Genomic DNA, 23,744 nt, shown 5'->3' with positions numbered 1-23,744 from the left:
GTACTCGGAGCGGGACTTGAACCCGCACAGGCATTACTGCCCACTGGATTTTAAGTCCAGCGTGTCTACCGATTCCACCATCCGAGCCTTCTATGATAAACATAAAAAAAGAGCGAAAAACGGGGTTCGAACCCGCGACCTCAACCTTGGCAAGGTTGCGCTCTACCAACTGAGCTATTTTCGCTTATCTCTTATTCAATAAATCCGCAACTGATTTATCCCTCATTTGCGGTTGCAAAGGTACAACAATTATTCATCCCTGCAAATTTTTTGATAACTTTTTTTATAACTTTTTCATATCTACATTATAATCTACATTCTTTCAGGAACTTGTATACCAAGCATTTTAAACGACACTGCTATAATATCCCCTATTTTCTTACTCAAAACCACCCTAAAATGTCGCTTACACTCCTCTTCTTCTCCTAAAATAGATACATTTTGATAAAACGAATTAAAGTCCTTTACTAAATCATATACGTAATTGGCAATTATAGCCGGACTATAACTGTCGGCTGCATCTTCTACAACTGAAGGAAATAAGGTAATGCTTTTTAACAAAGTCTTCTCTTTTTCGTGCAAATCATCAACTTTTCCTACCGTTGCCTCACTCCTACCTCCTATTTCAGTATACTTGCGTAAAATCGACTGGATACGGGCATAAGTGTATTGTATAAACGGACCTGTATTCCCTTGAAAATCGATTGATTCCTTAGGGTCAAACAAAATGCGCTTCTTAGGGTCTACCTTTAATATATAGTACTTCAGAGCCCCAAGACCTATAGTGTGATACAAAGCTTCTTTTTGCGCTTCGGTATAACCGTCAAGTTTGCCGAGCTCTTGCGAAATCTCTTTGGCAGTTTGCTCCATCTCGGCAACCAAGTCATCAGCATCTACTACCGTGCCTTCACGACTCTTCATCTTCCCACTGGGCAAATCAACCATACCATAACTGAGATGATACAGATGTGATGCCCAATCGTACCCCAACTTTTTTAGAATAAGAAAAAGTACTTTAAAGTGATAATCTTGTTCATTACCTACCGTGTACACCATTCCTTTCACATCAGGATAATCCTTCACGCGCTGGGTAGCAGTACCCATATCTTGGGTCATATACACCGATGTACCATCAGCACGAAGCACCAATTTCTCATCTAAACCATCAGCAGTAAGGTCACACCAAACCGAACCATCTTCTTTTTTGAAAAAGACTCCTTGCTCCAAACCGCGTTCCACGATATCTTTCCCCAATAAATAAGTGTTACTCTCGTAGTAATATGAATCGAAATCAACACCTAAATTCTTATAAGTTACCGCAAAACCATCGTATACCCAGCCGTTCATCTGTTTCCAAAGTGCTATTACTTCGGGGTCACCTGCTTCCCATTGGCGCAACATCTCTTGCGCAGCTACAAATATAGGAGCTTGTTTTTCCGCTTCCTCTTTAGTCTTTCCTTCTTCTATTAATTGTTGTATTTCAGCTTTATACGCCTTGTCAAATGCCACATAGTAGTTTCCTACTAATTTATCACCTTTAAGTCCTGTGCTTTCGGGTGTTTCACCCTTTCCAAAACGTTGCCACGCCACCATCGATTTACAAATGTGTATTCCTCTATCGTTGATAATCTGGGTTTTGTACACCTTGTGTCCAGCCGCTTTTAAGATTTCTGCTACCGAATATCCCAAAAGATTATTGCGAATATGCCCCAAATGCAACGGCTTGTTCGTATTAGGTGAAGAATATTCCACCAATATCGCTTCTTTGCTATTAGGTGTAGCCAACCCAAACTGCGGATTGTCTTTCACTGCCGACAAAAAGTCTAAGTAATAACTATCAGCAATTACAAGATTCAAAAAGCCCTTAATCACATTGAAATCAGTTACCAAATCACCTGCTTTCTCTTTGAGGTAAGCCCCAATTTGTTCGCCTATCTGCACAGGATTCCCTTTTATTTGGCGCAATAGCGGAAATACCACAAGGGTAACATCGCCTACAAACTCCTTTTTAGTTTGTTGCAATTCAATGCTTTCTAAATTAACACTGTACAGTTCTTGTACCGCTTGTAAAATATATTTTTTAAGAGTATCGTTTAAGTTCAACATTCGTAAATTCATTCTTTTGAGAGGGCAAAGGTACAAATAATTTAACATATAAAAACATTTTGCCTTCAGAATTATTTCGTTCTATCTGTATTTTACCTTCACTTTAGGGTAACCCTACCTTCGTCATTCGTTCGTCATTCGTTCGTTGTAGAGCCGATGTAGAGCCGATGTAGAGCCGATGTAGAGCCAATATAGAGCCAATATAGAGCCAATATAGAACTACTTATCGTTCGTCTTTTCTTTATCAATCTGCTGTGCTACAACTGTACCTCTCGCACTAATTTTGCTAATTAGCAAATTATTCTTACCTTTGCCACTCAAAAACTGAACTGCAATGGAAGTAAGCAAACGCTATGCACAACGTGGGGTTTCAGCCGCTAAAGACGAAGTGCACAAAGCTATCAAAAATATTAACAAAGGTTTGTTCCCTAAAGCCTTTTGCAAAATAGTGCCCGATTACCTTACAGGTGATAATAACTATTGCCTCGTGATGCACGCTGATGGCGCTGGCACCAAGTCGGCATTAGCCTATATGTATTGGAAAGAAACAGGCGACCTAAGTGTTTGGAAGGGCATTGCACAGGACGCTCTTATAATGAACATCGACGATTTGCTATGTGTGGGTGCTGTGGATAATATTATGCTTTCCTCTACCATTGGGCGCAACAAGAACCTCATTCCTGCAGAAGTGATTTCAGCTATTATCAATGGCACAGAAGAGTTGATTGCTGAACTTGCCGATTTTGGAGTGCATATCCATTCTACAGGCGGTGAAACTGCCGATGTAGGCGATTTGGTGCGCACTATCATTGTCGATTCTACCGTTACAGCTCGTGTAGAACGCCGCAAAGTGATTGACAATGCCAATATCAAAGCAGGTAACGTGATTGTAGGACTCGCATCGTACGGACAAGCCTCTTACGAAACGAGTTATAATGGCGGTATGGGTAGCAACGGACTCACCTCAGCACGCCACGATGTGTTTGCCAAAGTATTAGCACATAAATATCCTGAAAGTTTTGACCCTTCAGTACCCGAAGAGCTCGTATACGCAGGTACAAAACTGCTCACCGATAAGGTAGCTAACAGTCCGTTAGATGCTGGTAAGCTCGTCCTCTCCCCTACCCGCACCTACGCGCCTATCATCAAGAAAGTATTAGAAAAATACGACAATACCCAAATAAACGGAATGGTGCATTGCAGTGGGGGTGCTCAAACTAAAATACTGCACTTTATCGATAAGTTGCATATTGTGAAAGACAATCTTTTCCCCGTTCCTCCTCTTTTCCAACTCATTCAAGAAGAATCAAAAACCGATTGGAAAGAGATGTACCAAGTGTTCAACTGCGGACATCGTATGGAACTCTATGTAAACGAAGCTATCGCATCCGATATTATTGCTATTTCCGAATCGTTTGGTGTACCTGCCCAAGTGATAGGACACGTAGCATCTTCCGATAACAAACGTCTCACTATACAAAGCGAATACGGTACTTTTGAATACTAAATTGAACATACGAACTGAGGTACGGTGGGCATTCGCCTACTTTGCTATAGTGGTGATCTTAGGCATCTTTATGCGTTCGGTACCAATAGCTGACTATCCTTTTGAGTTCAACTACCGACATATTGTGCATACGCATTCTCATTTAGCGCTTCTGGGATTTGTGTACGTACTGCTTTCGGCTATTTTGGTACGAACTTTTATCCCTCTTAACGAAAAACGACTCAAACATTACCGATGGTTGTTCTATATCACTCAATTTTCAGTATTAGGAATGCTATTTAGCTTTCCTTTTCAAGGATACGGAGCTGTCTCTATCAGTTTTTCATCGGTGTTTATCATTTGTTCGTATTTTTTTGCGAGATTTTTTGTAAAAGGAACCTCCCCCCTATCCCTTCCTTATTCATATAAATTCGTAAAGATGGGGATTTTCTATCTCATACTTTCGAGTTTAGGGATATGGTTTATGCCAGTAGCTATTATAAAGTTTGGTAAATTCTCCGAAGTGTATATGTGCGCGATTGCCTTCTTCCTGCACTTTCAGTACAACGGGTGGATGCTCAGTAGCTTGATGGGGCTCTTTATAAAAAAATACGGTTGGGATATGCAGTATCCGCATCTCATCAAGCGTGTATTTTTCCTATTTCAAACAGGAATTATAGGGTCACTTTTCATCTCGTGGGTAGGGTATTTTGGCTATCCTATTTACTATATAGTAGGAGGAACATCCGTGCTCATTTGGCTTAGCTCAGTAGTGATGCTGTTGCGTTTGTACCTAAAAACACAAAACAAGAGTTTTTTAGCCACCATTTTTATCAGTTTCTTTATTGCTAAAGTAGCTATGATGTTCACAGGTGCTTTTCCTACACTCACTCCCTATCTGTTTAGAAATATTGACTTGCTCATCAGCTATCTGCACTTTAATTTTCTGGGGATTGTAACCATTGGGGTTTTGCTCTTTTTAGAAGAAGTGTACCGAGTAAACCGCTGGCTCGTTTATCTATTCCTTTTTGGCTTTCTCGCCACCGAAGGATTGGTAACCTACAAAGGGTTTTCAACCATTGCAAACTATGCTGTTTTCAGCAGTTTTCACGAGTGGTTATGGGCATTTACTGCGCTTTTTTACTTCCCTGCAATAGGGTGGCTCATCGGTAGTTTTAAAATAAAATAAGGCAGAAAGTTTCATTTTTAGAATATAAATTCTACCTTTGCGCCTCATTTCGCCTTTTTAGGCATATCTTTTGATACGATAATAAAACGTTTAAAGTTAATAACAAAGTTTATGAATAAAACAAGAATTTGGTCTGTACTGCTAATGTTGTTGTTCACCACACCCTTCTTTGCTCAGAATAACGAACGCAAAAAGGTAGACGGTGTAGCAGCTGTGGTAGGTGATTATTTGATTTTGGAATCGGATATTGATAAAGCGTATATTGATTTGCAACAACAAGAGGTAGACACGCGTGAAATCAACCGTTGCCAAATGCTCGGCAAATTGATGGAGGACAAGCTTTACGCCCACCAAGCCGTGCAAGATAGTGTGAAGCTCACCGATAGCGAAGTACGCGACCAAGTAAACCAACGCGTTGAGTTTTTGACCGCTCAATTGGGGGGTGACATCAAGAAACTATTGGAGTTCTACAAGAAAGACGACGAACAATCAATGCGCGATGAGCTTTTTAACCTCTTGAAGGTGAGTATGCTCGCACAGCGTATGAAACAGCAAATTATAAAAGATGTAGAGGTTACCCCTGAAGAAATACGCTCTTTCTTCAATGCTATTCCCGCTGATGAGCGTCCGCGTTTTGGCACTGAATTAGAAATTGCGCAAATAGTGGTGAACCCTGTAGCGCCTAAGAGTGCTGTACAAAAGGTCATCGATCAGCTCAACGATATTAAGAAAGATGTGGAAGAGAACGGTATGAGCTTCTCTACTAAAGCCATTCTCTACTCACAAGACCGCGCTACTGGCGGACAAGTGCTGACTTTCAACCGCAACTCTGCTTTTGATAAAGCTTTCAAGGACATAGCTTTCACCTTGCAAGAAGGCGAAATTTCTAAGCCTTTTGAATCCAGTTTTGGTTGGCATATTATCCAAATGGACAAAATTCGCGGTAAGGAAGTGAGTGTGCGCCACATCTTGTTGATGCCTGAAATTCCTGACGAAGCCTTGAATGAAGCCAAAGAAAAAATCGCTAAAATACGCGAGCGCATTGTAAACAAGGAGCTCACTTTTGACGAGGCAGCGCGCAACTTCTCCGATGAAAAAGAAACCCGCAACGATGGTGGTCAGCTTATTAATCCTGAAGACCTTTCTACACGTTTTGAGCTTACCCGTATAGAGCCTACGCTCTACGCTCGTATTTCAGATTTGAAAGACAATGAGGTATCAGTACCTTTCCTCGATGAAGATAGAACTGGTAAAAAGACCTATAAGATTTACCAAATCACCAATCGTATAGACGAGCACGAAGCCGATTTCGTTAAAGATTACGTAAAAATTCAAGATTTGGCACTGAAAGAAAAACAACTCAAAGCCATCAGCAAATGGATGAAAGAACACATTGAGAAAACTTATATTTCAGTTAATGGCGAATACAAGAACTGTAAGTTTGAGAATAACTGGCTTAAGAAGTAGCCCCCAACCCCGAAAGGGAGAGTTAAGTAAAAAGTTAAAAGTAGTGAGAAACAAGTTTTGTTTTTCACTATTTTTTTATTACTTTTGCCTCATCAATGTTTAGAACTTTCAGTATATGATTTCTGTTTATAAACTAAAGCCTAAGTTTCAACAGTTATTACACCCTATCTTGCTGTTTTTGCATCGCAAGAAAGTAACTGCTAATCAAATTACGATTGTCGCTATTTTGTTTTCATTAGGAATAGGGATACTCTTTTGGCAAGCCTCTGAATGTCGTTATTACTTCTTAGCCCTGCCTATAGGCTTGCTACTGCGTATGATTCTGAACGCTTTGGACGGAATGATGGCGCGCGGGTTCCAGCAAACTACCCGCTTAGGAGAAGTGCTGAACGAATTAGGCGATGTCGTGTCCGATGTATTCATTTTCTTCCCTTTGCTGAAATATCACCCTGAAAGTTTGTATTTAGTGGTTGCTTTCATTGTATTGAGCGTGCTCAACGAATTTGCTGGCGTAATGGGCAAAGTGTTAGGCGGTGAAAGGCGCTACGAGGGCCCTATGGGTAAAAGCGACCGTGCACTACTCATTGGTATTTATGGATTGTTGGCGTTTTTAGGTATCTCAATCACTCCTTATGCTACTATCATTTTCAGCATTGTCATTGCACTACTGCTACTCAGTACCTTTATCCGACTCAAAAAAGGACTCTATGCCCCACACTAACTCTCATAGTAAATTCGCCGATGTACCTCTCCGCATCAGGAGCTGGGTGTTCATTATTGCCGTGTTTGCAATGGCTGTTTATAATGAGCTCACAATGCGCGTGTTTATCTGTTGGGTGAGCTTTCAATCATTAAGAGAATTAGGCAAGCTCTTTTCTTTTGACAGGCACTATTTGCCTATAGCTATAGCCCTTCTACAAGGCGTTTTATTTTTCTTCTTACCTATTCACACACATTATTTATTAGAAGTTGTGATTATCCTAACTTTAGGAATATTCTATATTATCAAATACAAAACTCCCTATGTATTCCTCTCTTTGGCTATAGTGCTGTTCACTTATCCTCATTTAGCTTTCTTACATTCAGAAGTTAAAGGACTGCAATGGCTCATCTTTTTAGTGGTTACTACCGAACTCAACGATGTATTTCAATACTTATCGGGGAAGTGCTTTGGCAAACGAAAAATAATATCCAAGGTGAGTCCGAATAAGACTATTGCAGGTTGTATAGGCGGACTCTTGCTCACGCCTTTATTGAGCGTAGGTTTAGGCTATCTTCTCAATTTGCAAACTCCTTTCTATATCTATTTATTATTAGGATTGGCCATTAGCTTTTTTGGTTTTTGGGGCGATGTGTGTATCTCGTTTCTCAAGCGCAAAGCAGGCGCAAAGGATACGGGCAAGCTCATTCCTGGGCACGGCGGACTCTTAGATCGTATGGATAGCCTTTTGTTTAACAGTATATGGTTCTTTCTATGGATACACTGAAAAGATTTGAACGCTGCTTAATTCTCTCGGGCGGAGGTACCCGTTTTGCCCTTTACGGCGGTATGTATCAAGCCTTAACCGAGATAGACAAAACACCTTCCTTGCTCATAGCCACTTGCGGGGGAGCTTTTGCGGCTTTGGTTATCAATGCTTTTTCCACGTATAGTGAGCGCAAAGCCTATTTGCAATCCGAAGAGTTTTACTACTTTATCAAAAGTCTTTCTCTCACCCCCTATAGCAAACTGCATAGTATAGGGCTTTTGGCTCTTCAAAAGCGATATGACTCAAGGCGTGCTCCTTATATAGAAGATGTGTATCAGCGCTATTTAGTAAATATGCCACAAGAGTTGGACACACTCCTGCCAAGCATCGCCCAAGTGCGCTTCTCGCCTACCCTTCCTACTATTATCGTTGGAGCTAAAATGCTGTTCACTCCTGAGGATTGTAACACCCTCAGAGGTAAGCGCAAACTCTACCAAAAAGTACTTTTCACCGATGCACAAACCGCTGATATTATCAATGTAAATACCATTCAAATCACTTCAGAGAATTATAGACAATCAGCAGTTGATAAGAATATAATGCTACATACAGCAATGTCTATGCTCACCGCAGCCCGCATTTCAGTTTCGGATATGTACTATGTAGCTCCTGTGAATTTAGGAAGTAATACTTATGCGGGCGGAGCTATAGATTTAGTACCTATAGAATTGGCAACTGCCCTCTCACGAGAAGTCATACGAGAAGAAAAACAGCCTTATACCTCTACTGAAGAAGCTTTGGTACGCGCCGTTTTAGGTTTTAGTGGCAATGAACGTTTGGTTGAACTTACACAATATCCCGCTAAATGCATTGATACGCGTAATGCCACTACAGCATTAAAAGGTTTTTACTCTGAGAAATATATCGACTGGAAGCGATGGAGGATAGGCATTCACTTTCCAAAAGACTATGCACACTATCGCAAACAGATAGAAAGACAATGGGACTACGGTTATCAAACAACTATAAACGCTTTTAAACAATGAACGTATTTATCATAGGAGGGACTTCAGGCATAGGTTTAGCATTAGCAAAACATTATTACCAACAAGGTGAACACGTAGGCGTATGTGGCAGAGATTTGCAAAAACTCACTGACGAATCGCACTTTGACAAATACCAAGCCGATGTAACTGACAAGAGGCAACTGCAAACCGCTATACAGCAATTTGTAGGCGAAAGCACTTTATCTTTACTTATCAATTGTGCAGGGAGTTACGCTGAAGATGTAGCTGGTGAAATTACTTACGATGAAGCAGTTGCAATGTTGCAAACGAATATTATAGGAGCGGTAAACTGCTTGGAAGTAGGAAGAGAAGTGATGCGTAACACAGGCGGACAAATCGTACTACTCGCTTCTATTTCAGGGATTTTAGACTATACAGAGTCAAGCCTATACACCAAAACCAAGCGCAGTGTAATACAAGTCGCCGATGCCTATAGGCGTGCTTTGCAACCTTATAACATTCTGATTACCACTATTGCTCCAGGTTATGTCAATACCCAAAAACTGCGCGATCTCAACCACAACAATCTCTCCAAAAAACCTTTCCTCGTAACCGAAGCCCAAGCCGTAAGCGAAATCACACAAGCAATCGCCAAAAAGAAAGCACATCACCTATTCCCAAAGAAAATGAAATGGCTAATGCGCTTCCTATCGTGTATGCCGTCTTTTTTGCTTTCTAAGATAATGTACAAGAAAGCTCATTATATGAAGAATTAAAATTTATTAGCTATTTATTGTTGCTTTTGTCTTTAAAAATTGTACCTTTGCGGTATTAAAATATAAAACTGAAGAAATACAATGAATATCCAGCAACTTACCGACCTTACTACGCAGGTGCGTAGAGATATCCTCAGAATGGTTCACAAAGTAAATTCAGGACACCCAGGTGGCTCTTTGGGTTGTGCCGAATTTCTGGTGTGTTTGTATAACGAGGTATTGGACATCAAACTGCCTTTCACAATGGACGGCAAGAACGAGGACTTGTTCTTCCTCTCTAACGGGCATATTTCGCCTGTGTTCTACAGTGTATTGGCGCGTCGCGGGTTCTTCCCCGTGAGCGAAATGAACACTTTCCGTTTGCTCAATTCTCGTTTGCAGGGTCACCCTACCCCTTGCGAAGGTTTGGAAGGTGTGCGCGTAGCATCGGGGTCGTTAGGGCAAGGGCTCTCTGTAGCTATAGGAGCTGCCTTGGCTAAAAAACTCAACGGCGATACCCACCTTGTATATACCCTCCACGGCGATGGTGAATTGCAAGAAGGACAGATATGGGAAGCCGCAATGTACGCAGGAGGCAAGGGCGTAGATAACCTCATCGCTACCGTAGATTACAACCACAAACAGATTGACGGTCCTACCGATAAAGTGTTATCTCTTGGTAATTTGCGTGCCAAATGGGAAGCTTTTGGTTGGCAAGTCATCGATATTGAAAAAGGTAACGACATAGCGTCTATCTTAAAAGGATTGGCAGATGCCAAAGCTCTCACAGGCAAAGGTAAACCTGTGTGCATTCTCCTACATACCGAAATGGGTAATGGGGTAGACTTTATGATGGGTACGCACGCTTGGCACGGCAAAGCTCCTAACGATGAGCAATTAGCCAAAGGATTAGCACAAAATCCTGAAACATTGGGAGACTATTAAATTATGAATTACTAATTTAGGAATTAATATTTATGGCTGAGATTACTGAAAGATTGGCTGATAGTGAAGAAAAAGAAGAGCTATTAGCCTTAAAAGAAAAGGCAATTGGCCTGCTAAAGGAAAATAATTTCGCTTGTGATGAAAGCAATCCTAAAGAAGTAGCTACTTCAATACGGCATTTTATCGATGCTTATAAAGAGCAAAAAGTTACTGCTAATACTTTGGACTATGACAAAGTAGATTTAGCTTATGGTTTGGGAGAATTATTTGCTAATGCAGTAATGAAGCAATATCAATGGGAGTATTTTCATCTTGATAAAGGTAATGATGTCGCGGGATTTGCTGTAGTACGTCCAGACAAAAAGTGGTATATCTTTGTACATCACTATCTTTATGACTTACTTTTTGACAAAGAAAAGGAAAACAACCTATTGTTGAATTTCAATATGCTTGAAGCAAGTGTGTTAAAACCTTATGAAAAACCTCATATTACATATATGGGGTTGAGTTAAGAATTATAAAAAGAGCAAATCAGCTTATCGCTACTAAGGTAGAGGAAAGTCTGGACACCACAGAGCATCATAGCGGGTAACGCCCGTCCGCCGCAAGGCGAGGACTAGTGCAACAGAAAGAATGTATGGGTAATGCCATAGTGAAATCAGGTAAACTCTATGAGGTGCAACGCCACGTAAACCAGCGTTTGAGGGCTGCTCGCCCAATGTTGGAGGGTAGGCGGTTAGAGCTAATGAGCAATCATTAACCGAGATAAATGATAAGCACCTGCTTACAAGAGTAGGTACAGAATCCGGCTTATGATTTGCTCTTTTTTATATCACAACAAGAGGGCTGTCCCGTACAGGACAGCCCTCTTGTTGTTTCAATTCTGTAATATCGTTTATCGCTCTCCTTTAAGCGACCAACCGGTTTTGAGTCCAATAATAAAATATACTAACAGCAATTCACCTGTAGCTAAAAGTATATCACCTGGCACACGTAACCAGCGTATGGTTTGCATTAGTTCTGTTTGCATAAACTCCTCAGAGCGTGCCGACCAATAACCGTTTTGTATGGCTTCTACCGCTTGCATAATGCCAATAGGCAACACACTTATCACAAGCATTGTCATCAGTCCGATGTTGATGAGCCAAAATGCCCAACCGAGCAACTTATCGTTCCAATGACGATCAGGGTATAAACCGCGTAATACGAACAAGATGAGACCTATACCCAATATACCATATACCCCAAAGAGGGCAGCGTGACCGTGCACAGCAGTAGTGTTAAGCCCTTGTACATAGTACAAAGCAATAGGAGGATTGATAGCAAAACCAAAAATACCCGCCCCTAAGAAATTCCAAAAACACATCGCTATAAAGCAATAGATAGGCCATTTGTAGGCTTTAATCCATTCAGTAGATTTAGAAATCTTGTAGTTGTGGTAGGCTTCAAAACCTATCAGCACTAAGGGCACTATCTCCAAAGCACTAAAAGTAGCTCCTAAAGCCAATACACCCGTAGGGGTTGCACTAAAATACAAGTGGTGGAACGTACCGAGTATACCTCCTGCCAAGAAGATAATAGTAGAGAACAATACTGATGCACTCGCTACTTTGATGCGTAACAAGCCCATACGCGAGAACAAGAAAGCAGCCACTACAGTAGCAAATACTTCAAAGAAGCCTTCTACCCAAAGATGCACTACCCACCAACGCCAATATTCGGCAATAGCCATATGGGTTTGGCGTCCGTACATCAAGCCTGCTCCATAAAAGGCGGCTATAGCTACCGAAGCTAATACAAAAAGCAATAGCAAATGGCGGTTCTCATCTTTTCTGCGCAAAGCAGGCAAGAGGGCTCTTACCATTAAGAATAACCATAAGAACAAACCTACCAGCAATAGTATCTGCCAAAAACGTCCTAACTCTATGTATTCATACCCTTGATGACCAAAGTAGAAGTTTTCTACCAATCCTAATTTTTGCATCACGCCAAACCATTGTCCTGCCAAAGAACCTAACACTACTATCAATAGGGCAATAAAGAGGATATTGACCCCTAACTTTTGATATTTAGGTTCGTGTCCCGATACAGCTGGTGCAATATAAAGCCCTGTAGCCAACCACGAAGTAGCAATCCAGAAAATAGCCAACTGCACGTGCCAGCTGCGCGAAATAGCCTGTGGCAATATCATATCAAGCGGAATACCAAAAAATCCTTCGCCTTCTACTCCATAGTGCGCTGTAATCACTCCCGCAAGCATTTGTACTAAAATGAGCAATGAAACAATCCAAATGTATTTAAGGGTTGCTTTCATCGAAGGAGTTGGTTTCATACCGCGCATTGGGTCGGTAGTAGGGAGGTGTTCACTCTCCTCCTCTTCCTTGTTGCTGGCGTGGTAATACACCAAAAGTCCTACTCCAAAAAGCAACATTAGCACGCTGAAACCTGACCACATCTGTAATGAAGTAGACGGGTGATTGCCAATTACGGGGTCGTAAGGCCAGTTGTTCGTATAAGTAACATCGTCATTAGGACGGTTGGTACTACATACCCACGTTGTCCAAGTGAAAAACGCATTCATCTGTTGCATACGCACTGAGTCTTTAATAGCGTTCTTTGGGATAGCGTAATGACTGCGCGTTTCATTAAGCGATGGGTCATTCATAAAGAGCTTGGTGTAATATGCCGCCAACTCTTTAGCCACTTGGGCGCGTTCTGGTGAGAAGGTAATTACACCTGTCTCTTGATTAAAAGTGTTGGTGCGCAACTCTTTGCGCAACTGCACTTGGTACTTTGCTTGCTCTTCTTCAGGCAGGTCTTTGTATACCTTACCGTCTTTCTGTGCAAAAAGTGCCAAAAGCATTTCCGATTCGCGGTGCAGATAATCAGCATTCCAGTCGGGTGCAATGTAAGCACCGTGCCCCCAAATACTGCCTACCGTCTGTCCGCCTATCGACTGCCATACGTTCTGACCGTCTTTGATATCTTGCCCCTCATAGAGCACTTCCCCTTCAGTAGTTACTATCTTTTCAGGGAAAGGTGGCGTAGTACGGTATATCTCCACACCGTAAAAAATAAGCACGAGGAATGAGGCAGCTACCGTTGCCCCAAGCCAAATCCATAATTTCTTTGCTGTCATAAATAAATCTATTAGTGTTTTATGTTTCTGGGTGTAAATATATAAAAGACTTTTTTATCTCCTATATCCTTCGTACTATTTTTTTATTGTTAATTTTTAATTCTACCACTAAAAAAATAGGTTATCTGTTGAAAATCAACAGATAACCTATCTCATTTTTTTATAACTTTTTCCGCGCTACGTTATTGTTATTTTATCAAATGCTGAATAGTTTTCACCACGCCAGCCTCATTATTGTCGTGCTCAGTCACATAATTAGCAACAGCCTTCAAAGCCTCTTGAGCGTTTTTCATCGCATAACTCATCTCAGCGGTTTGTATCATTTCCACATCGTTCATATGGTCACCAAAAACTACGGTTTCTGATGGTAAGATACCCAATTTCTCTTGCAGATGCCGTACTGCTACCCCCTTGTTTACATCGCTTCGAGTGATGTCAAGCCATATTTCACCCGAAACCACCACATTAAAATCATTCTCATATTTTTTCAAAAGAGGATAACTGTTAATCCTCGAAATACCTTCGTCACAAATAGTTATTTTAAAAATATCATCATTCACTTCCGAAAAGTCTTTCACCTTTGTATGAGCAGGATAATGCCTGGCTATTTCGTCAAAAATAGTAACGCTATCCGTCTTGATATAGGCATATTCTCTTCCGCAAAGTGCTACCCCTATTTGTTCAATATCCTCACAAGTTTCCAATATAGGGCAAATGCCCTTAGGACTCAACGGATTTTCAAAAAGCGTCTCCCCTTTATAGATGAGCGAAGCACCGTTATCAGGAGCAAAAGCTATCTCATCTTTGATAGGTGCAAAAAGCTCGTGCAAACTCTGTATTTGTCGCCCACTCGCCACACAAAACTGAATTCCACGAGATTGCATTTGTTTAAAAACTCCCCAAAAACTCTCTGGCACTTCTTTTTGATTATTTACCAAAGTACCATCAATATCCGTTACAATAAGTTTTATCATACGTTCTAATTTTTGGCAAATATACAAAATTATTCACACATAGCGTTCAAATATTATGCTAATTCAGCACACCTTCTTATCTCCTTTCTTTTTTCTTCGTCTCAAAACCCTATTTTCGGCATCATTGGCATTATTGTATTATGGTATTAATCAATTATTTACATACCCTTTGTATAACAATCGTCCAAGATTCGTATAAGCTTCCTATAAGCTTTGTATAAGCTAACCATACCCATTTTACCTTTTAATTTTTAACTTCCACCTAAATCACCTCTTCCGAACCCCTCCGTTTTCTTCCGAACTCTCCACCCCTCTCACCTGTCCGACTCGTCTAACTCGTCTGAATTTTCCAATATCACAACTTTTTCAAAGTTTTTAATCACCCGTCGTGCTACGACCTTTGTCAAAGTTCATCATCAGTATTATTGGCATTTCTGGTATTATTGGTATTATTGGCATTTTTTTTTGTCATTCATCATTCGTAATTCATAATTATTTTGTAATTTTGCATCTTGAAAACTATGAAAAGACAATCGCTACATACACGCATTTTCGCCTTTCTGCTACTCTTTTGTATGCTGAAGGTAGCTTTTCCAGTGGGTGAATTCTTCCATAATCACCACACTCAAGAAGAGTTATGCACCATAGCTACCGGCGATACTTGTCATCACGACTCTCACCTTTCGGCGGTAGATACGCATCACGATTGTATCTTTTTGCAGTTACACCAGTTTTTCGCTCCTTCATTTTTTACCTATCAATTCTTAGAACAAAATGTAGTAGCAGTATTCTTCTTTATCGAAAAAGGCATTCCTCAAACTGCCTTTGCTATCTTTTCAAGAGGTCCGCCAGTTAATTTAGTAGTTAGTCGTTAGCTGTTAGTCGTCAGAACTAACGACACTTTACTAAGGACTAAAGACTGACGACTAAGGACTAATTTATTAATTTTATGCAAAAGATATTCAGTCTTCTGCTGCTCAGTTGTGCCTTTTCTCTATATGCACAAGAAAGCCTGCAATTGCAGATTGAAGACACTCAACACCTACCCTTAGGCAATGCAGTGGTGCATTTCGTCGGAAAGCACTTCGTAAGCGATGCCGAAGGGAAGGTAACGGTTAAAAAGCTCAGCAAGGGCTCTTATCCCATTAAAGTAACCTATCTCGGCTATCACGATTATGAAGCAACGGTTGCCATTCCTCACCCACAGCCTCTTGTGATTGTGATGAAGGAAACAGCCACCCAACTCAAAGAAACCACTCTTGTGAGTACATATGTACGCCCACATAATCCTGTAAAAACAGTAGCCGTGATAGGCAAAACTGAAATACAAGAAAACTCAGGTAACGAACTGGCTAAAGTGCTTAGTAGCGCTGCTGGCGTATCAATGATACAAACAGGGGCAACCATCGCCAAACCCGTAATACACGGATTGCACAGCAACCGCATCCTGATTCTCAACAACGAAGTACGCCAAGAAGGACAACAATGGGGTGCCGACCACGCTCCTGAAATCGACCCTGCTGTAGCCGACCAAATAACAGTGATAAAAGGAGCTGAAGCCGTGCGCTATGGCGCTGATGCCTTAGGAGGTGTTATTGTTATTTCTCCTAACCGATTGCCTTATGACGACGGACTACACGGTGAACTCTCACCCTCGTTTGCTTCTAACGGACGTAAATCCGCTACCTCTCTGAAGTTAGAGAGTTCAGTATTTGGGATACCCTCGTGGGCGTGGCGCATACAAGGAACATTAAAACGTTCAGGCGACATTAGTACGGCTAATTATCTACTGAACAACACCGCAACTCGCGAAGGCAACTTCTCAATAGCAACCGGCGTTCAGAAGGATAAAGGCAGTGCCGAAGTGTTCTACAGTAGGTATGAGAATGAGAGTAGTGTGTTCTACGGTTCACATATTGGCAATCTAGACGATTTACTCGCTCGATTTGAAATAGGTCGCCCACTCACCACTTATCCATTTTCGTACAGCATCAACGCTCCTAAACAAAAGGTAGTGCACCACTTGCTGAAAGGAAAGGCGTTCTATCTCTTGCCTTTCGGCGGTAAACTCACGGCACAATACGCTTTCCAGAAAGATATACGTCAGGAGTTTAGTGTGCGCCGTATGGATAGAACCCGTATCCCTGCCCTAAATATGGAGCTCACCACACACTCTCTCGATGTATATTGGGAAAACAGCTATGGCTACGGCAATTGGCATAGTATGGTAGGTGGTAGTTTCGGCAAGCAGGATAACTACAACCAACCGGGCACAGGGGTAGTACCTGTAATCCCTAACTTTGCCTCGCTTAGCTATGGTGCTTTTGGTATACAACGTTATGATTACCAAAAGTGGCTTGCTGAGGTAGGACTTAGGTACGACTACAAATACCTCAATGCCGATGGCTATGATATGTACTCACAACGTTATGGAGGTGAACATCAGTTTCACAATATCACTTATAGTGCAGGGATGTTATACCGTTGTCATAGATGGATAGACCTTAGCACCAATGTAGGAGTAGCGTGGCGTGCCCCTCACGTAAACGAGCTGTATAGCAGCGGGCTACACCACGGAGCGGGTACTTATGACTTGGGTGATGAGACGTTGCAGTCCGAAACGGGCATCAAGTGGCTTACCAGCTTTGCTTACAAGCACCCTAAGTTATCGCTTAATGTAGATATGTACCTGCAATGGATAAAAAACTATATCTACGATTACCCTACAGGCGAAGTACGCACTCTATTTTCGGGCGTATACCCTATCTTTCAGTACACTCAAGCGGATGCTTTCTTTAGAGGGGTAGACCTTGAGGCAAGATTGCCACTGATAAAATGGTATCGCCTAAGCGACCACGAACTAAGTTATGAGCTAAAAAGTTCTGTAGTCTTTGCTAACGAGATGCAAACCAAGCGTTACTTTCCTTTTATACCTGCTCCGCGTGTGAGTCAGCAGTTAAAATGGAACGTAGACCGCAATGGACGGTTGCTAAGAAACTTTTCTGTGGGTATAGGGCATATCTTTGTAGCCAAACAAACCCGCTTTGAGCCTTCTCAGGAGTTAGTTTCCACCACCCCCGATGCCTATCACCTTTTTGAGGCAAGCGTAGGAGGTACTCTCAATATAGGTAAACGTCAAACCCTTACTGTAAGGCTCTCTGCTGAGAACCTTTTTAACACCGAATACAAGGAATACACCAATCGCTTTAGATATTACGCACACGATTTGGGTAGAAATGTATTCGTAAGATTGAGTTATAATTTTTAATTTTTATTATGAAAAGAATCACATCATTTATAGGTGGCATAGTAGCTGGACTGCTATCCACTATCTTGTTCTTTTCTTGTTCAAAAGACAAGAACGACACCCCTATAACCTCTAATATCGCTGCTCCTAAAATTGAAAATATTGAACTGGGGCACGACAATACTAAAACTGCTGAAATAGGTAATGATTTGCACTTTGAGGCGACCATTACAGCCGAAGCTACTATCAAGGAAATCAAACTATTAATCACTTATAGCCAAGGATCTTCCTCTTTCAAAGTGGAAGAAAACTTTACTAAATCAATAGGTTTAAAAGGCTATAATATTCATCAGCATTTTGATATTCCTACCGATGCCGCTGAAGGTAACTACAATTTCTTGCTAAAAGTAACTGATACAAGCGGACAAACAGTTGAATTAAAAGATGTAGTAAAAGTTACTAAAGCAATTGACTTAACCGAAGACAATAGCTTACCCCTCAGCACCTTGCAGTTAGGTGTACTCAACCAATGTATCGCAATGCCTCGTGCTGATTTTATTGCTAAATTAGGTAGTATAGCACACGAATGGACAGATGAAGACGAAATAGAATTAGTGTACTACGCTACTAAAAAAGAGAGTCCTTTTGAGTTGTACAAAGTAACCGTCACCTTTGAAAATGTAGCTGATTTAAGCACTCCCCTACCCTACAAACCTTATGATGGAGTAGCTAAAATAACGGTTGTACCCGTAAATACCCAAAAGGAAGTTGCCGTAAATACTGATGCCTCAAATGTACTTCATTATTTTGAGCATTACATAAATTCTTTTCAGCAAAAACCTCTGAAATATATCCGTAAAAACACTGATATAGGTTACGAGTACAATCAATTCACTCAAGAAGAGTTTTACACTTCACTGCCTAATAAAAACATTGAGGCTGATGCTATCATCTTGTGGAATAAAAACCCTAAAGCTCTTGCCAAAGATAGTAGCAAAGAGAAAAACACTCCTATAGTGGAACTCTCTCATTTCTACGAAACTCATACTTACCAACTCTCTTTGGAGTTCAACGCTCCTAAAGATTTTTCCTACAATATTAAATTTTAACAACAAACATTATCAAAACGATGAAAAAAATATTAAACACATTAAAATCAATGCTTAGTGTAGCTTTATTAGCTACTATTTTAGTAGGTTGCAGCAAGGACAGCGCAACACCCAAACCTCCTACCAATGAAAAAGAAGACAAAGGTCACGAAGAGCCTTCTCGCGTAGAATTTACCATTCGCCAAGGACACTTGCACGGTGTTAAATTTCACGGTAACCCCGAAAGTATCATTGCCCCTGTGCAGCAATTCAAATTTGAATTAGACGAAGCCTCAAAAAACTGGGTTCGTAAGGATATGAATGGTAAAATTCTTACTGAAAATGCACCTGTTATAATGATTGAAGGTGCCTATTATGCTATGGAAATAGTATACTACAACAGTAATGGCAAACGCATTAACAGTGAGTTTACCACCAAAGAAATGCTCCCTATTCATCAACACTTCTTTGAAGTAGATCAATACACTGATGTGAAGGCTAATAAAGTAGAAAAAGATACTGACAACTTGTTAGACTACACCTATCGCGATACTGATCCTGAAAACGTTGCTGTAGGAGACTTCGTCAATCCAAAAGGTAGTACCCTCAAATCTGAACTTACTAACAATCCATTAGGTCTCAAAGGCTACTTTGCTCCTAAAATAGCTTATATCAAATTCAATTTGCAGATAAGCTTATTTCATGTGATTAGAGGAATAAAAAACGTGAATAACCAAGCTGGTCAATTCTATCCTTTTAATAAACCAGGCGATGAATTACTTGCGCGGAGTACTACCGATTTCTCTCAAAAAATACCTGTCTATGTAATTACTAAAACTCCTGGAGGAGGTACTGAGGATGCCAACCGCTTCTACCAAGAAGTAGCCGATTACTACAAAATCACTCCCGAGAGAGTAAAAGAACTGATAAACGAAGCTCGTAAAAATCAAGAAAACAGCAGTTATTGGATGTAGTATATAAAAGCTGTTAAGCCTCCTCGCTTAACAGCTTTTATATCTCCTCAAAATAAAGTAGTTACCTACTTACCTCTTATCTCTTACCTCTTACCTAACAAAAAAAACTTGCAGATTCAAATATTTGTTGTAATTTAGCCGAAATTTTTGAACTGTATTAACAACTAAACAACCTATAACTATGGGAAAAGGATTTTTCAAGGTGCCTACACCTACCAATGAACCCGTAAAAAGCTATGCTCCAGGCTCTGCCGAACGCGAGGCTGTACTACAAGCCTATAAAGAATTGTGGAATTCTCCAATAGATGCTCCGCTCTACATAGGTGGAGAAGCTGTACGCACTGGTAACACAGGTGAAATGCATTCTCCTCACGACCACAAACACTCTTTGGGCGTGTATCACAAAGCTAATAAAGAACACGTGCAACAAGCCATTGAAGCGGCTCTCAAAGCACGATCTCAGTGGGCTTCCCTTGCGTGGGAAGAACGCGCCGCTATCTTCTTAAAAGCAGCCGACCTTATTGCCGGTCCCTACCGCGCTAAAATGAACGCTGCCACTATGATTGCCCAATCTAAAACCGTGCATCAAGCTGAAATCGATTCAGCTTGTGAGCTCATCGACTTTTTACGCTTCAATGTGCAGTTTATGGCGAATATATATAGCGACCAACCCAACTCTTCCGAAGGCGTGTGGAACCGTGTAGAATACCGTCCGCTTGAGGGGTTTGTGTATGCCGTTACGCCTTTTAACTTTACCGCTATTTCGGGCAACCTTCCTACCAGTGCTGCTCTTATGGGGAATGTAGTGGTGTGGAAACCCAGTACCTCGCAAATCTTCTCTGCCGAAATGATTGTAGAAGTACTTAAAAAAGCTGGACTCCCCGATGGCGTGATTAACGTCCTCCACGGCGATGCGGGTATGATTACCGATACCGTATTAGCAAGCCGTGATTTTGCGGGTATCCACTTCACAGGTTCTACTGGTGTATTCCAAGATATATGGAAGAAAATAGGCAACAATATTCACCATTATAGAACCTATCCTAAAATTGTAGGCGAAACGGGGGGTAAAGACTTTATCATCGCGCACCCAAGCGCTTGCCCTAAACAAGTTGCTACTGCTATCACTCGTGGAGCTTTTGAATACCAAGGACAAAAGTGTAGTGCCGCCTCTCGTGTATACTTGCCTAAATCTAAAGCTGAGGAAATTTTAGCCTTGGTAAAACAAGATGTCCTTTCTTTCAAAATGGGCTCTCCTGAAAACTTTGAAAACTTCATTACAGCAGTCATCCACGAAAGCTCTTTTGATAAATTGGTAAGCTATATTGAACAAGCTAAAAAAGACAAAGATGCCCAGATATTTGTAGGTGGTGGTTACGATAAGAGCAAAGGTTATTTCATCGAACCTACAGTAATTGTAACTACCAATCCGCATTACACCACTATGGAAACTGAACTTTTTGGTCCTGTGGTAACTGTATATGTATATGAGGACGATGAGTGGAGTAAAACCTTGCATTTAGTAGATGAAACTTCAGAGTATGCCCTTACAGGGGCTGTGTTTGGCACTTGCCGCTATGCGTTAGACGAAGCGGTCAAAGTACTCGAAAACGCTGCAGGTAACTTCTATATCAACGACAAGCCTACGGGTGCTGTAGTAGGACAACAACCTTTTGGAGGGGCTCGCTCCTCAGGTACGAACGATAAGGCAGGTTCTGCCCAAAACTTATTGCGCTGGGTATCCCCTCGCCTTATTAAAGAAACCTTTGTACCCCCTGTGGATTACAGATACCCTTTCTTAAACAAGTAATAAATAATAAAGAATCTAATCATTAATCATTAACAATTAAACATTAAAATGGACTGGTTTATTAATTTAATGACCAATCACGAAAGTGTAGCCTATACTGTCATCGTGTACAGTATAGTAATTGCCATAGGGGTAGCCTTAGGTAAAATAAAAGTATTCGGTATCTCCTTTGGCATTGCGTGGGTGCTATTTGCAGGTATTGCAATGGCTGAATTAGGATTCACTGTTAACCCACATATTCAACATTTTGTAAAAGAGTTCGGACTGATCTTGTTTGTCTATACTATAGGGTTGCAAGTAGGACCTGGCTTTTTTGCTTCCTTCCAAAAAGAAGGTATTAAACTCAATCTCTTGGCTTTGCTCTCCATTGTGAGTTGCGTGGCAACTGTAATTGCTATTCACTACATCACCCAAACCGATATGGGTACTCTTGTAGGAATTATGTCAGGAGCAGTAACCAATACACCTGGATTAGGAGCCGCTCAAGCTACATTGGAAGACGTATTCACCGGCGACCCTGCTACAATGCCTACTCTATCTACTGCTTATGCCGTAGCTTACCCATTTGGGGTATTGGGAATTATCTTAGTAATGTTAGGACTCAAAGCCTTCCTGAAAGTAAATGTAGATGCCGAAAAGCGCTTAAACGCTGTACGTCATTCCAAAGATCAAGTGGTAATCAATCGCTTTGCTATCAAAGTTACTAATCCAGCTCTTTTTGGTAAAAAATTGAGTGTAATCAAACAAACTCTCGACTTTGATTTTACTATTTCACGTATGTGCCGAAAAGGTGAAATACTATTGGCTAGTGCCGATACATTGATAGAAGAAGGCGATATTGTGCTGATAGTTGCTAACCAAAAGGAAAACGAGAAATTCCTCACTCTTATAGGAGAAAGTGTTTCTATTTTAGAGTATTTCCCCGATGAAAAAGATATGCGCTATATTTCACGTCGCATTAATGTAACTCAGCGCGCTATTTTTACTAAAACTCTTGCCGAACTCAACGTGCGTAAGCGCTTTGGGGTAACCATTACTCGCGTATATCGCGCAGGTATTGAATTTGTACCCGCTGCCGATACTAAATTGCAGTTTGGTGATACCATTACGGTAATAGGCGATGAAGCCCATATACAACAAGTAAGCAAAGAGTTTGGTAATTCTAAACGCCGTATGCAAACACCTCACATTGCAGAACTGTTTATGGGCATCACTCTTGGCGTATTATTGGGTAGCATTCCTTTTGCTATACCTGGCATTCCTGTGCCTGTGAAATTAGGATTGGCAGGAGGACCTCTGATTGTAGCCATACTCATCAGCCGTTATGGTGGCAAATTATCAGTAACTCATTATGTATCGCAAAGTGCTAACCTGATGGTGCGTGAGATAGGTATCGTGCTCTTCCTTGCTAGCGTGGGCTTAGACGCAGGAGCTACATTTGTAGAAACGATTTTGCACGGTCAAGGCTTATATTGGATGGGATTAGGTGCTCTAATCACTCTTATACCACTTATTATCACATCATTAGTAGCCCGCTTTAGAGCAAAATTAGATTATTTGGGTATTTGCGGTCTACTTTCAGGGGCTTCAACTGACCCTCCCGCTTTGGCTTTTGCTAACGATATGTCTAACTCCGAAATTCCTGCACTTACATATGCTAGTGTATATCCGCTTACCACGTTTATGCGAATAATGGTCGCACAACTATTGATTGTCTTTTTTGTGTGATGTTTCAAAAAAAGTTGTACTTTTGCCCTCTCAAAAATAAAAAAAATATTATGTTTGGAAATATGATGGATATGATGGGCAAACTGCAAGAAATCAAAGAGAAAACTGATCAAGCAAAAGCACAACTCAACAATGTATTCTTGGAGGAAACGTCTGCTGATGGGAGTGTGAGAGTAATCATCACTGCCAACAGAGAAATTAAATCTATTAGTATTAACGATGCACTTTTGCAAGACAAAGAAGCCTTAGAGGACTATCTAATTCTCACCCTCAACAAAGCCATTGCCAAAGCGACCGAAAAGAATGAAGCTACCTTGGCTGAAGTGGCTAAACAAGGGCTTCCGTTTAACTTTTAAAAAC

General features: G+C 41.0%; 19 protein-coding genes, 2 tRNA genes and 1 other RNA gene. 17 read left to right on the top strand and 5 right to left on the bottom strand.

Annotated elements, in window-relative coordinates; genetic code table 11:
- Position 1: 1 nt before the first annotated feature.
- The 3 genes from RCZ04_RS10385 to argS form a co-directional block, all read right to left on the bottom strand.
- Positions 2 to 87, bottom strand: a tRNA-Leu gene (locus RCZ04_RS10385).
- 24 nt (positions 88 to 111) lie between these two features.
- Positions 112 to 184, bottom strand: a tRNA-Gly gene (locus tag RCZ04_RS10380).
- Between the two features lie 128 nt (positions 185 to 312).
- Positions 313 to 2,106: an arginine--tRNA ligase gene (argS, locus tag RCZ04_RS10375; RefSeq protein WP_460485968.1), complete on the bottom strand. Its 1,794-nt coding sequence runs from the start codon at positions 2,104 to 2,106 to the stop codon at positions 313 to 315.
- Between the two features lie 334 nt (positions 2,107 to 2,440).
- Here argS and RCZ04_RS10370 point away from each other — a divergent pair, with 334 nt between their 5' ends.
- From RCZ04_RS10370 to rnpB, 10 genes are all read left to right on the top strand, one after another.
- Positions 2,441 to 3,613: an AIR synthase family protein gene (locus RCZ04_RS10370; protein WP_460485963.1), complete on the top strand. Its 1,173-nt coding sequence runs from the start codon at positions 2,441 to 2,443 to the stop codon at positions 3,611 to 3,613.
- A 70-nt stretch (positions 3,614 to 3,683) separates the two neighbouring features.
- Positions 3,684 to 4,781 (top strand): hypothetical protein, encoded by a 1,098-nt coding sequence (locus tag RCZ04_RS10365; protein WP_460485967.1) that lies wholly within the window; start codon positions 3,684 to 3,686, stop codon positions 4,779 to 4,781.
- 111 nt (positions 4,782 to 4,892) lie between these two features.
- The gene (locus tag RCZ04_RS10360) at positions 4,893 to 6,248 is read left to right on the top strand and encodes a peptidylprolyl isomerase (protein WP_460485962.1); all 1,356 of its coding nucleotides are present in this window, start codon (positions 4,893 to 4,895) and stop codon (positions 6,246 to 6,248) included.
- A 115-nt stretch (positions 6,249 to 6,363) separates the two neighbouring features.
- A complete protein-coding gene (locus tag RCZ04_RS10355) occupies positions 6,364 to 6,969 on the top strand; it encodes a CDP-alcohol phosphatidyltransferase family protein (protein WP_460485961.1) in 606 nt (201 codons plus the stop codon).
- Positions 6,956 to 7,735 (top strand): phosphatidate cytidylyltransferase, encoded by a 780-nt coding sequence (locus RCZ04_RS10350; protein ID WP_460485960.1) that lies wholly within the window; start codon positions 6,956 to 6,958, stop codon positions 7,733 to 7,735. Before RCZ04_RS10355 ends, RCZ04_RS10350 begins: the two co-directional genes overlap by 14 nt.
- Complete coding sequence (locus RCZ04_RS10345; protein WP_460485959.1) at positions 7,723 to 8,763, top strand: patatin-like phospholipase family protein; 1,041 nt, start codon at positions 7,723 to 7,725, stop codon at positions 8,761 to 8,763. Before RCZ04_RS10350 ends, RCZ04_RS10345 begins: the two co-directional genes overlap by 13 nt.
- Positions 8,760 to 9,500, top strand: a complete 741-nt coding sequence (locus RCZ04_RS10340; RefSeq protein WP_460485958.1) for an SDR family NAD(P)-dependent oxidoreductase — start codon at positions 8,760 to 8,762, stop codon at positions 9,498 to 9,500. The genes RCZ04_RS10345 and RCZ04_RS10340 overlap by 4 nt, the downstream gene beginning before the upstream one ends.
- 81 nt (positions 9,501 to 9,581) lie before the next feature.
- Positions 9,582 to 10,424 (top strand): transketolase, encoded by an 843-nt coding sequence (locus RCZ04_RS10335; protein ID WP_460485957.1) that lies wholly within the window; start codon positions 9,582 to 9,584, stop codon positions 10,422 to 10,424.
- A gap of 32 nt (positions 10,425 to 10,456) precedes the next feature.
- Positions 10,457 to 10,936 carry a hypothetical protein gene (locus RCZ04_RS10330; protein WP_460485956.1) on the top strand — a complete coding sequence of 160 codons (480 nt, stop codon included), beginning with the start codon at positions 10,457 to 10,459 and terminating at the stop codon, positions 10,934 to 10,936.
- Between the two features lie 11 nt (positions 10,937 to 10,947).
- Positions 10,948 to 11,252: RNase P RNA component class A (gene rnpB, locus RCZ04_RS10325), an RNA gene on the top strand.
- A gap of 67 nt (positions 11,253 to 11,319) precedes the next feature.
- On the opposite strand, the gene RCZ04_RS10320 is transcribed toward rnpB, so the two are convergent.
- Positions 11,320 to 13,563: a nitric-oxide reductase large subunit gene (locus RCZ04_RS10320; protein ID WP_460485955.1), complete on the bottom strand. Its 2,244-nt coding sequence runs from the start codon at positions 13,561 to 13,563 to the stop codon at positions 11,320 to 11,322.
- Between the two features lie 188 nt (positions 13,564 to 13,751).
- The gene (locus RCZ04_RS10315; protein ID WP_460485954.1) at positions 13,752 to 14,537 is read right to left on the bottom strand and encodes an HAD family hydrolase; all 786 of its coding nucleotides are present in this window, start codon (positions 14,535 to 14,537) and stop codon (positions 13,752 to 13,754) included.
- A gap of 575 nt (positions 14,538 to 15,112) precedes the next feature.
- Here RCZ04_RS10315 and RCZ04_RS10310 point away from each other — a divergent pair.
- From RCZ04_RS10310 to RCZ04_RS10280, 7 genes are all read left to right on the top strand, one after another.
- Positions 15,113 to 15,412, top strand: coding sequence for a hypothetical protein (locus RCZ04_RS10310; RefSeq protein WP_460485966.1), 300 nt, complete (start codon positions 15,113 to 15,115; stop codon positions 15,410 to 15,412).
- 74 nt (positions 15,413 to 15,486) lie between these two features.
- Entirely contained in the window at positions 15,487 to 17,805 is a 2,319-nt protein-coding gene (locus RCZ04_RS10305) for a TonB-dependent receptor (protein ID WP_460485953.1), read from the top strand.
- An 8-nt stretch (positions 17,806 to 17,813) separates the two neighbouring features.
- The gene (locus RCZ04_RS10300) at positions 17,814 to 18,893 is read left to right on the top strand and encodes a DUF4625 domain-containing protein (protein ID WP_460485952.1); all 1,080 of its coding nucleotides are present in this window, start codon (positions 17,814 to 17,816) and stop codon (positions 18,891 to 18,893) included.
- A 20-nt stretch (positions 18,894 to 18,913) separates the two neighbouring features.
- Positions 18,914 to 19,846, top strand: a complete 933-nt coding sequence (locus tag RCZ04_RS10295; protein WP_460485951.1) for a hypothetical protein — start codon at positions 18,914 to 18,916, stop codon at positions 19,844 to 19,846.
- A 181-nt stretch (positions 19,847 to 20,027) separates the two neighbouring features.
- Entirely contained in the window at positions 20,028 to 21,656 is a 1,629-nt protein-coding gene (pruA, locus tag RCZ04_RS10290) for an L-glutamate gamma-semialdehyde dehydrogenase (RefSeq protein WP_460485950.1), read from the top strand.
- A gap of 48 nt (positions 21,657 to 21,704) precedes the next feature.
- Positions 21,705 to 23,384, top strand: coding sequence for a putative transporter (locus RCZ04_RS10285; protein WP_460485949.1), 1,680 nt, complete (start codon positions 21,705 to 21,707; stop codon positions 23,382 to 23,384).
- 50 nt (positions 23,385 to 23,434) lie between these two features.
- Positions 23,435 to 23,740: a YbaB/EbfC family nucleoid-associated protein gene (locus RCZ04_RS10280; RefSeq protein ID WP_460485948.1), complete on the top strand. Its 306-nt coding sequence runs from the start codon at positions 23,435 to 23,437 to the stop codon at positions 23,738 to 23,740.
- Positions 23,741 to 23,744: the final 4 nt, after the last annotated feature.

This window comes from Capnocytophaga sp. HP1101, from assembly GCF_054772415.1.
The sequence above is the reverse complement of the archived record's forward strand: the minus strand, read 5'-3'. Positions and strand labels throughout refer to the sequence as shown.

What these genes read in the sequence shown, in the direction of transcription:
- RCZ04_RS10320 (WP_460485955.1), bottom strand. Translation starts at nt 13,563, where the DNA reads ATGACAGCAAAGAAATTATGGATTTGGCTTGGGGCAACGGTAGCTGCC.
- RCZ04_RS10365 (WP_460485967.1), top strand. Translation starts at nt 3,684, where the DNA reads ATGCGTTCGGTACCAATAGCTGACTATCCTTTTGAGTTCAACTACCGA.
- RCZ04_RS10310 (WP_460485966.1), top strand. Translation starts at nt 15,113, where the DNA reads ATGCTGAAGGTAGCTTTTCCAGTGGGTGAATTCTTCCATAATCACCAC.
- RCZ04_RS10280 (WP_460485948.1), top strand. Translation starts at nt 23,435, where the DNA reads ATGTTTGGAAATATGATGGATATGATGGGCAAACTGCAAGAAATCAAA.
- argS (WP_460485968.1), bottom strand. Translation starts at nt 2,106, where the DNA reads ATGTTGAACTTAAACGATACTCTTAAAAAATATATTTTACAAGCGGTA.
- RCZ04_RS10360 (WP_460485962.1), top strand. Translation starts at nt 4,893, where the DNA reads ATGAATAAAACAAGAATTTGGTCTGTACTGCTAATGTTGTTGTTCACC.
- RCZ04_RS10315 (WP_460485954.1), bottom strand. Translation starts at nt 14,537, where the DNA reads ATGATAAAACTTATTGTAACGGATATTGATGGTACTTTGGTAAATAAT.
- RCZ04_RS10350 (WP_460485960.1), top strand. Translation starts at nt 6,956, where the DNA reads ATGCCCCACACTAACTCTCATAGTAAATTCGCCGATGTACCTCTCCGC.
- RCZ04_RS10345 (WP_460485959.1), top strand. Translation starts at nt 7,723, where the DNA reads ATGGATACACTGAAAAGATTTGAACGCTGCTTAATTCTCTCGGGCGGA.
- RCZ04_RS10305 (WP_460485953.1), top strand. Translation starts at nt 15,487, where the DNA reads ATGCAAAAGATATTCAGTCTTCTGCTGCTCAGTTGTGCCTTTTCTCTA.
- RCZ04_RS10285 (WP_460485949.1), top strand. Translation starts at nt 21,705, where the DNA reads ATGGACTGGTTTATTAATTTAATGACCAATCACGAAAGTGTAGCCTAT.
- RCZ04_RS10335 (WP_460485957.1), top strand. Translation starts at nt 9,582, where the DNA reads ATGAATATCCAGCAACTTACCGACCTTACTACGCAGGTGCGTAGAGAT.
- RCZ04_RS10340 (WP_460485958.1), top strand. Translation starts at nt 8,760, where the DNA reads ATGAACGTATTTATCATAGGAGGGACTTCAGGCATAGGTTTAGCATTA.
- RCZ04_RS10370 (WP_460485963.1), top strand. Translation starts at nt 2,441, where the DNA reads ATGGAAGTAAGCAAACGCTATGCACAACGTGGGGTTTCAGCCGCTAAA.
- pruA (WP_460485950.1), top strand. Translation starts at nt 20,028, where the DNA reads ATGGGAAAAGGATTTTTCAAGGTGCCTACACCTACCAATGAACCCGTA.
- RCZ04_RS10330 (WP_460485956.1), top strand. Translation starts at nt 10,457, where the DNA reads ATGGCTGAGATTACTGAAAGATTGGCTGATAGTGAAGAAAAAGAAGAG.
- RCZ04_RS10295 (WP_460485951.1), top strand. Translation starts at nt 18,914, where the DNA reads ATGAAAAAAATATTAAACACATTAAAATCAATGCTTAGTGTAGCTTTA.
- RCZ04_RS10300 (WP_460485952.1), top strand. Translation starts at nt 17,814, where the DNA reads ATGAAAAGAATCACATCATTTATAGGTGGCATAGTAGCTGGACTGCTA.
- RCZ04_RS10355 (WP_460485961.1), top strand. Translation starts at nt 6,364, where the DNA reads ATGATTTCTGTTTATAAACTAAAGCCTAAGTTTCAACAGTTATTACAC.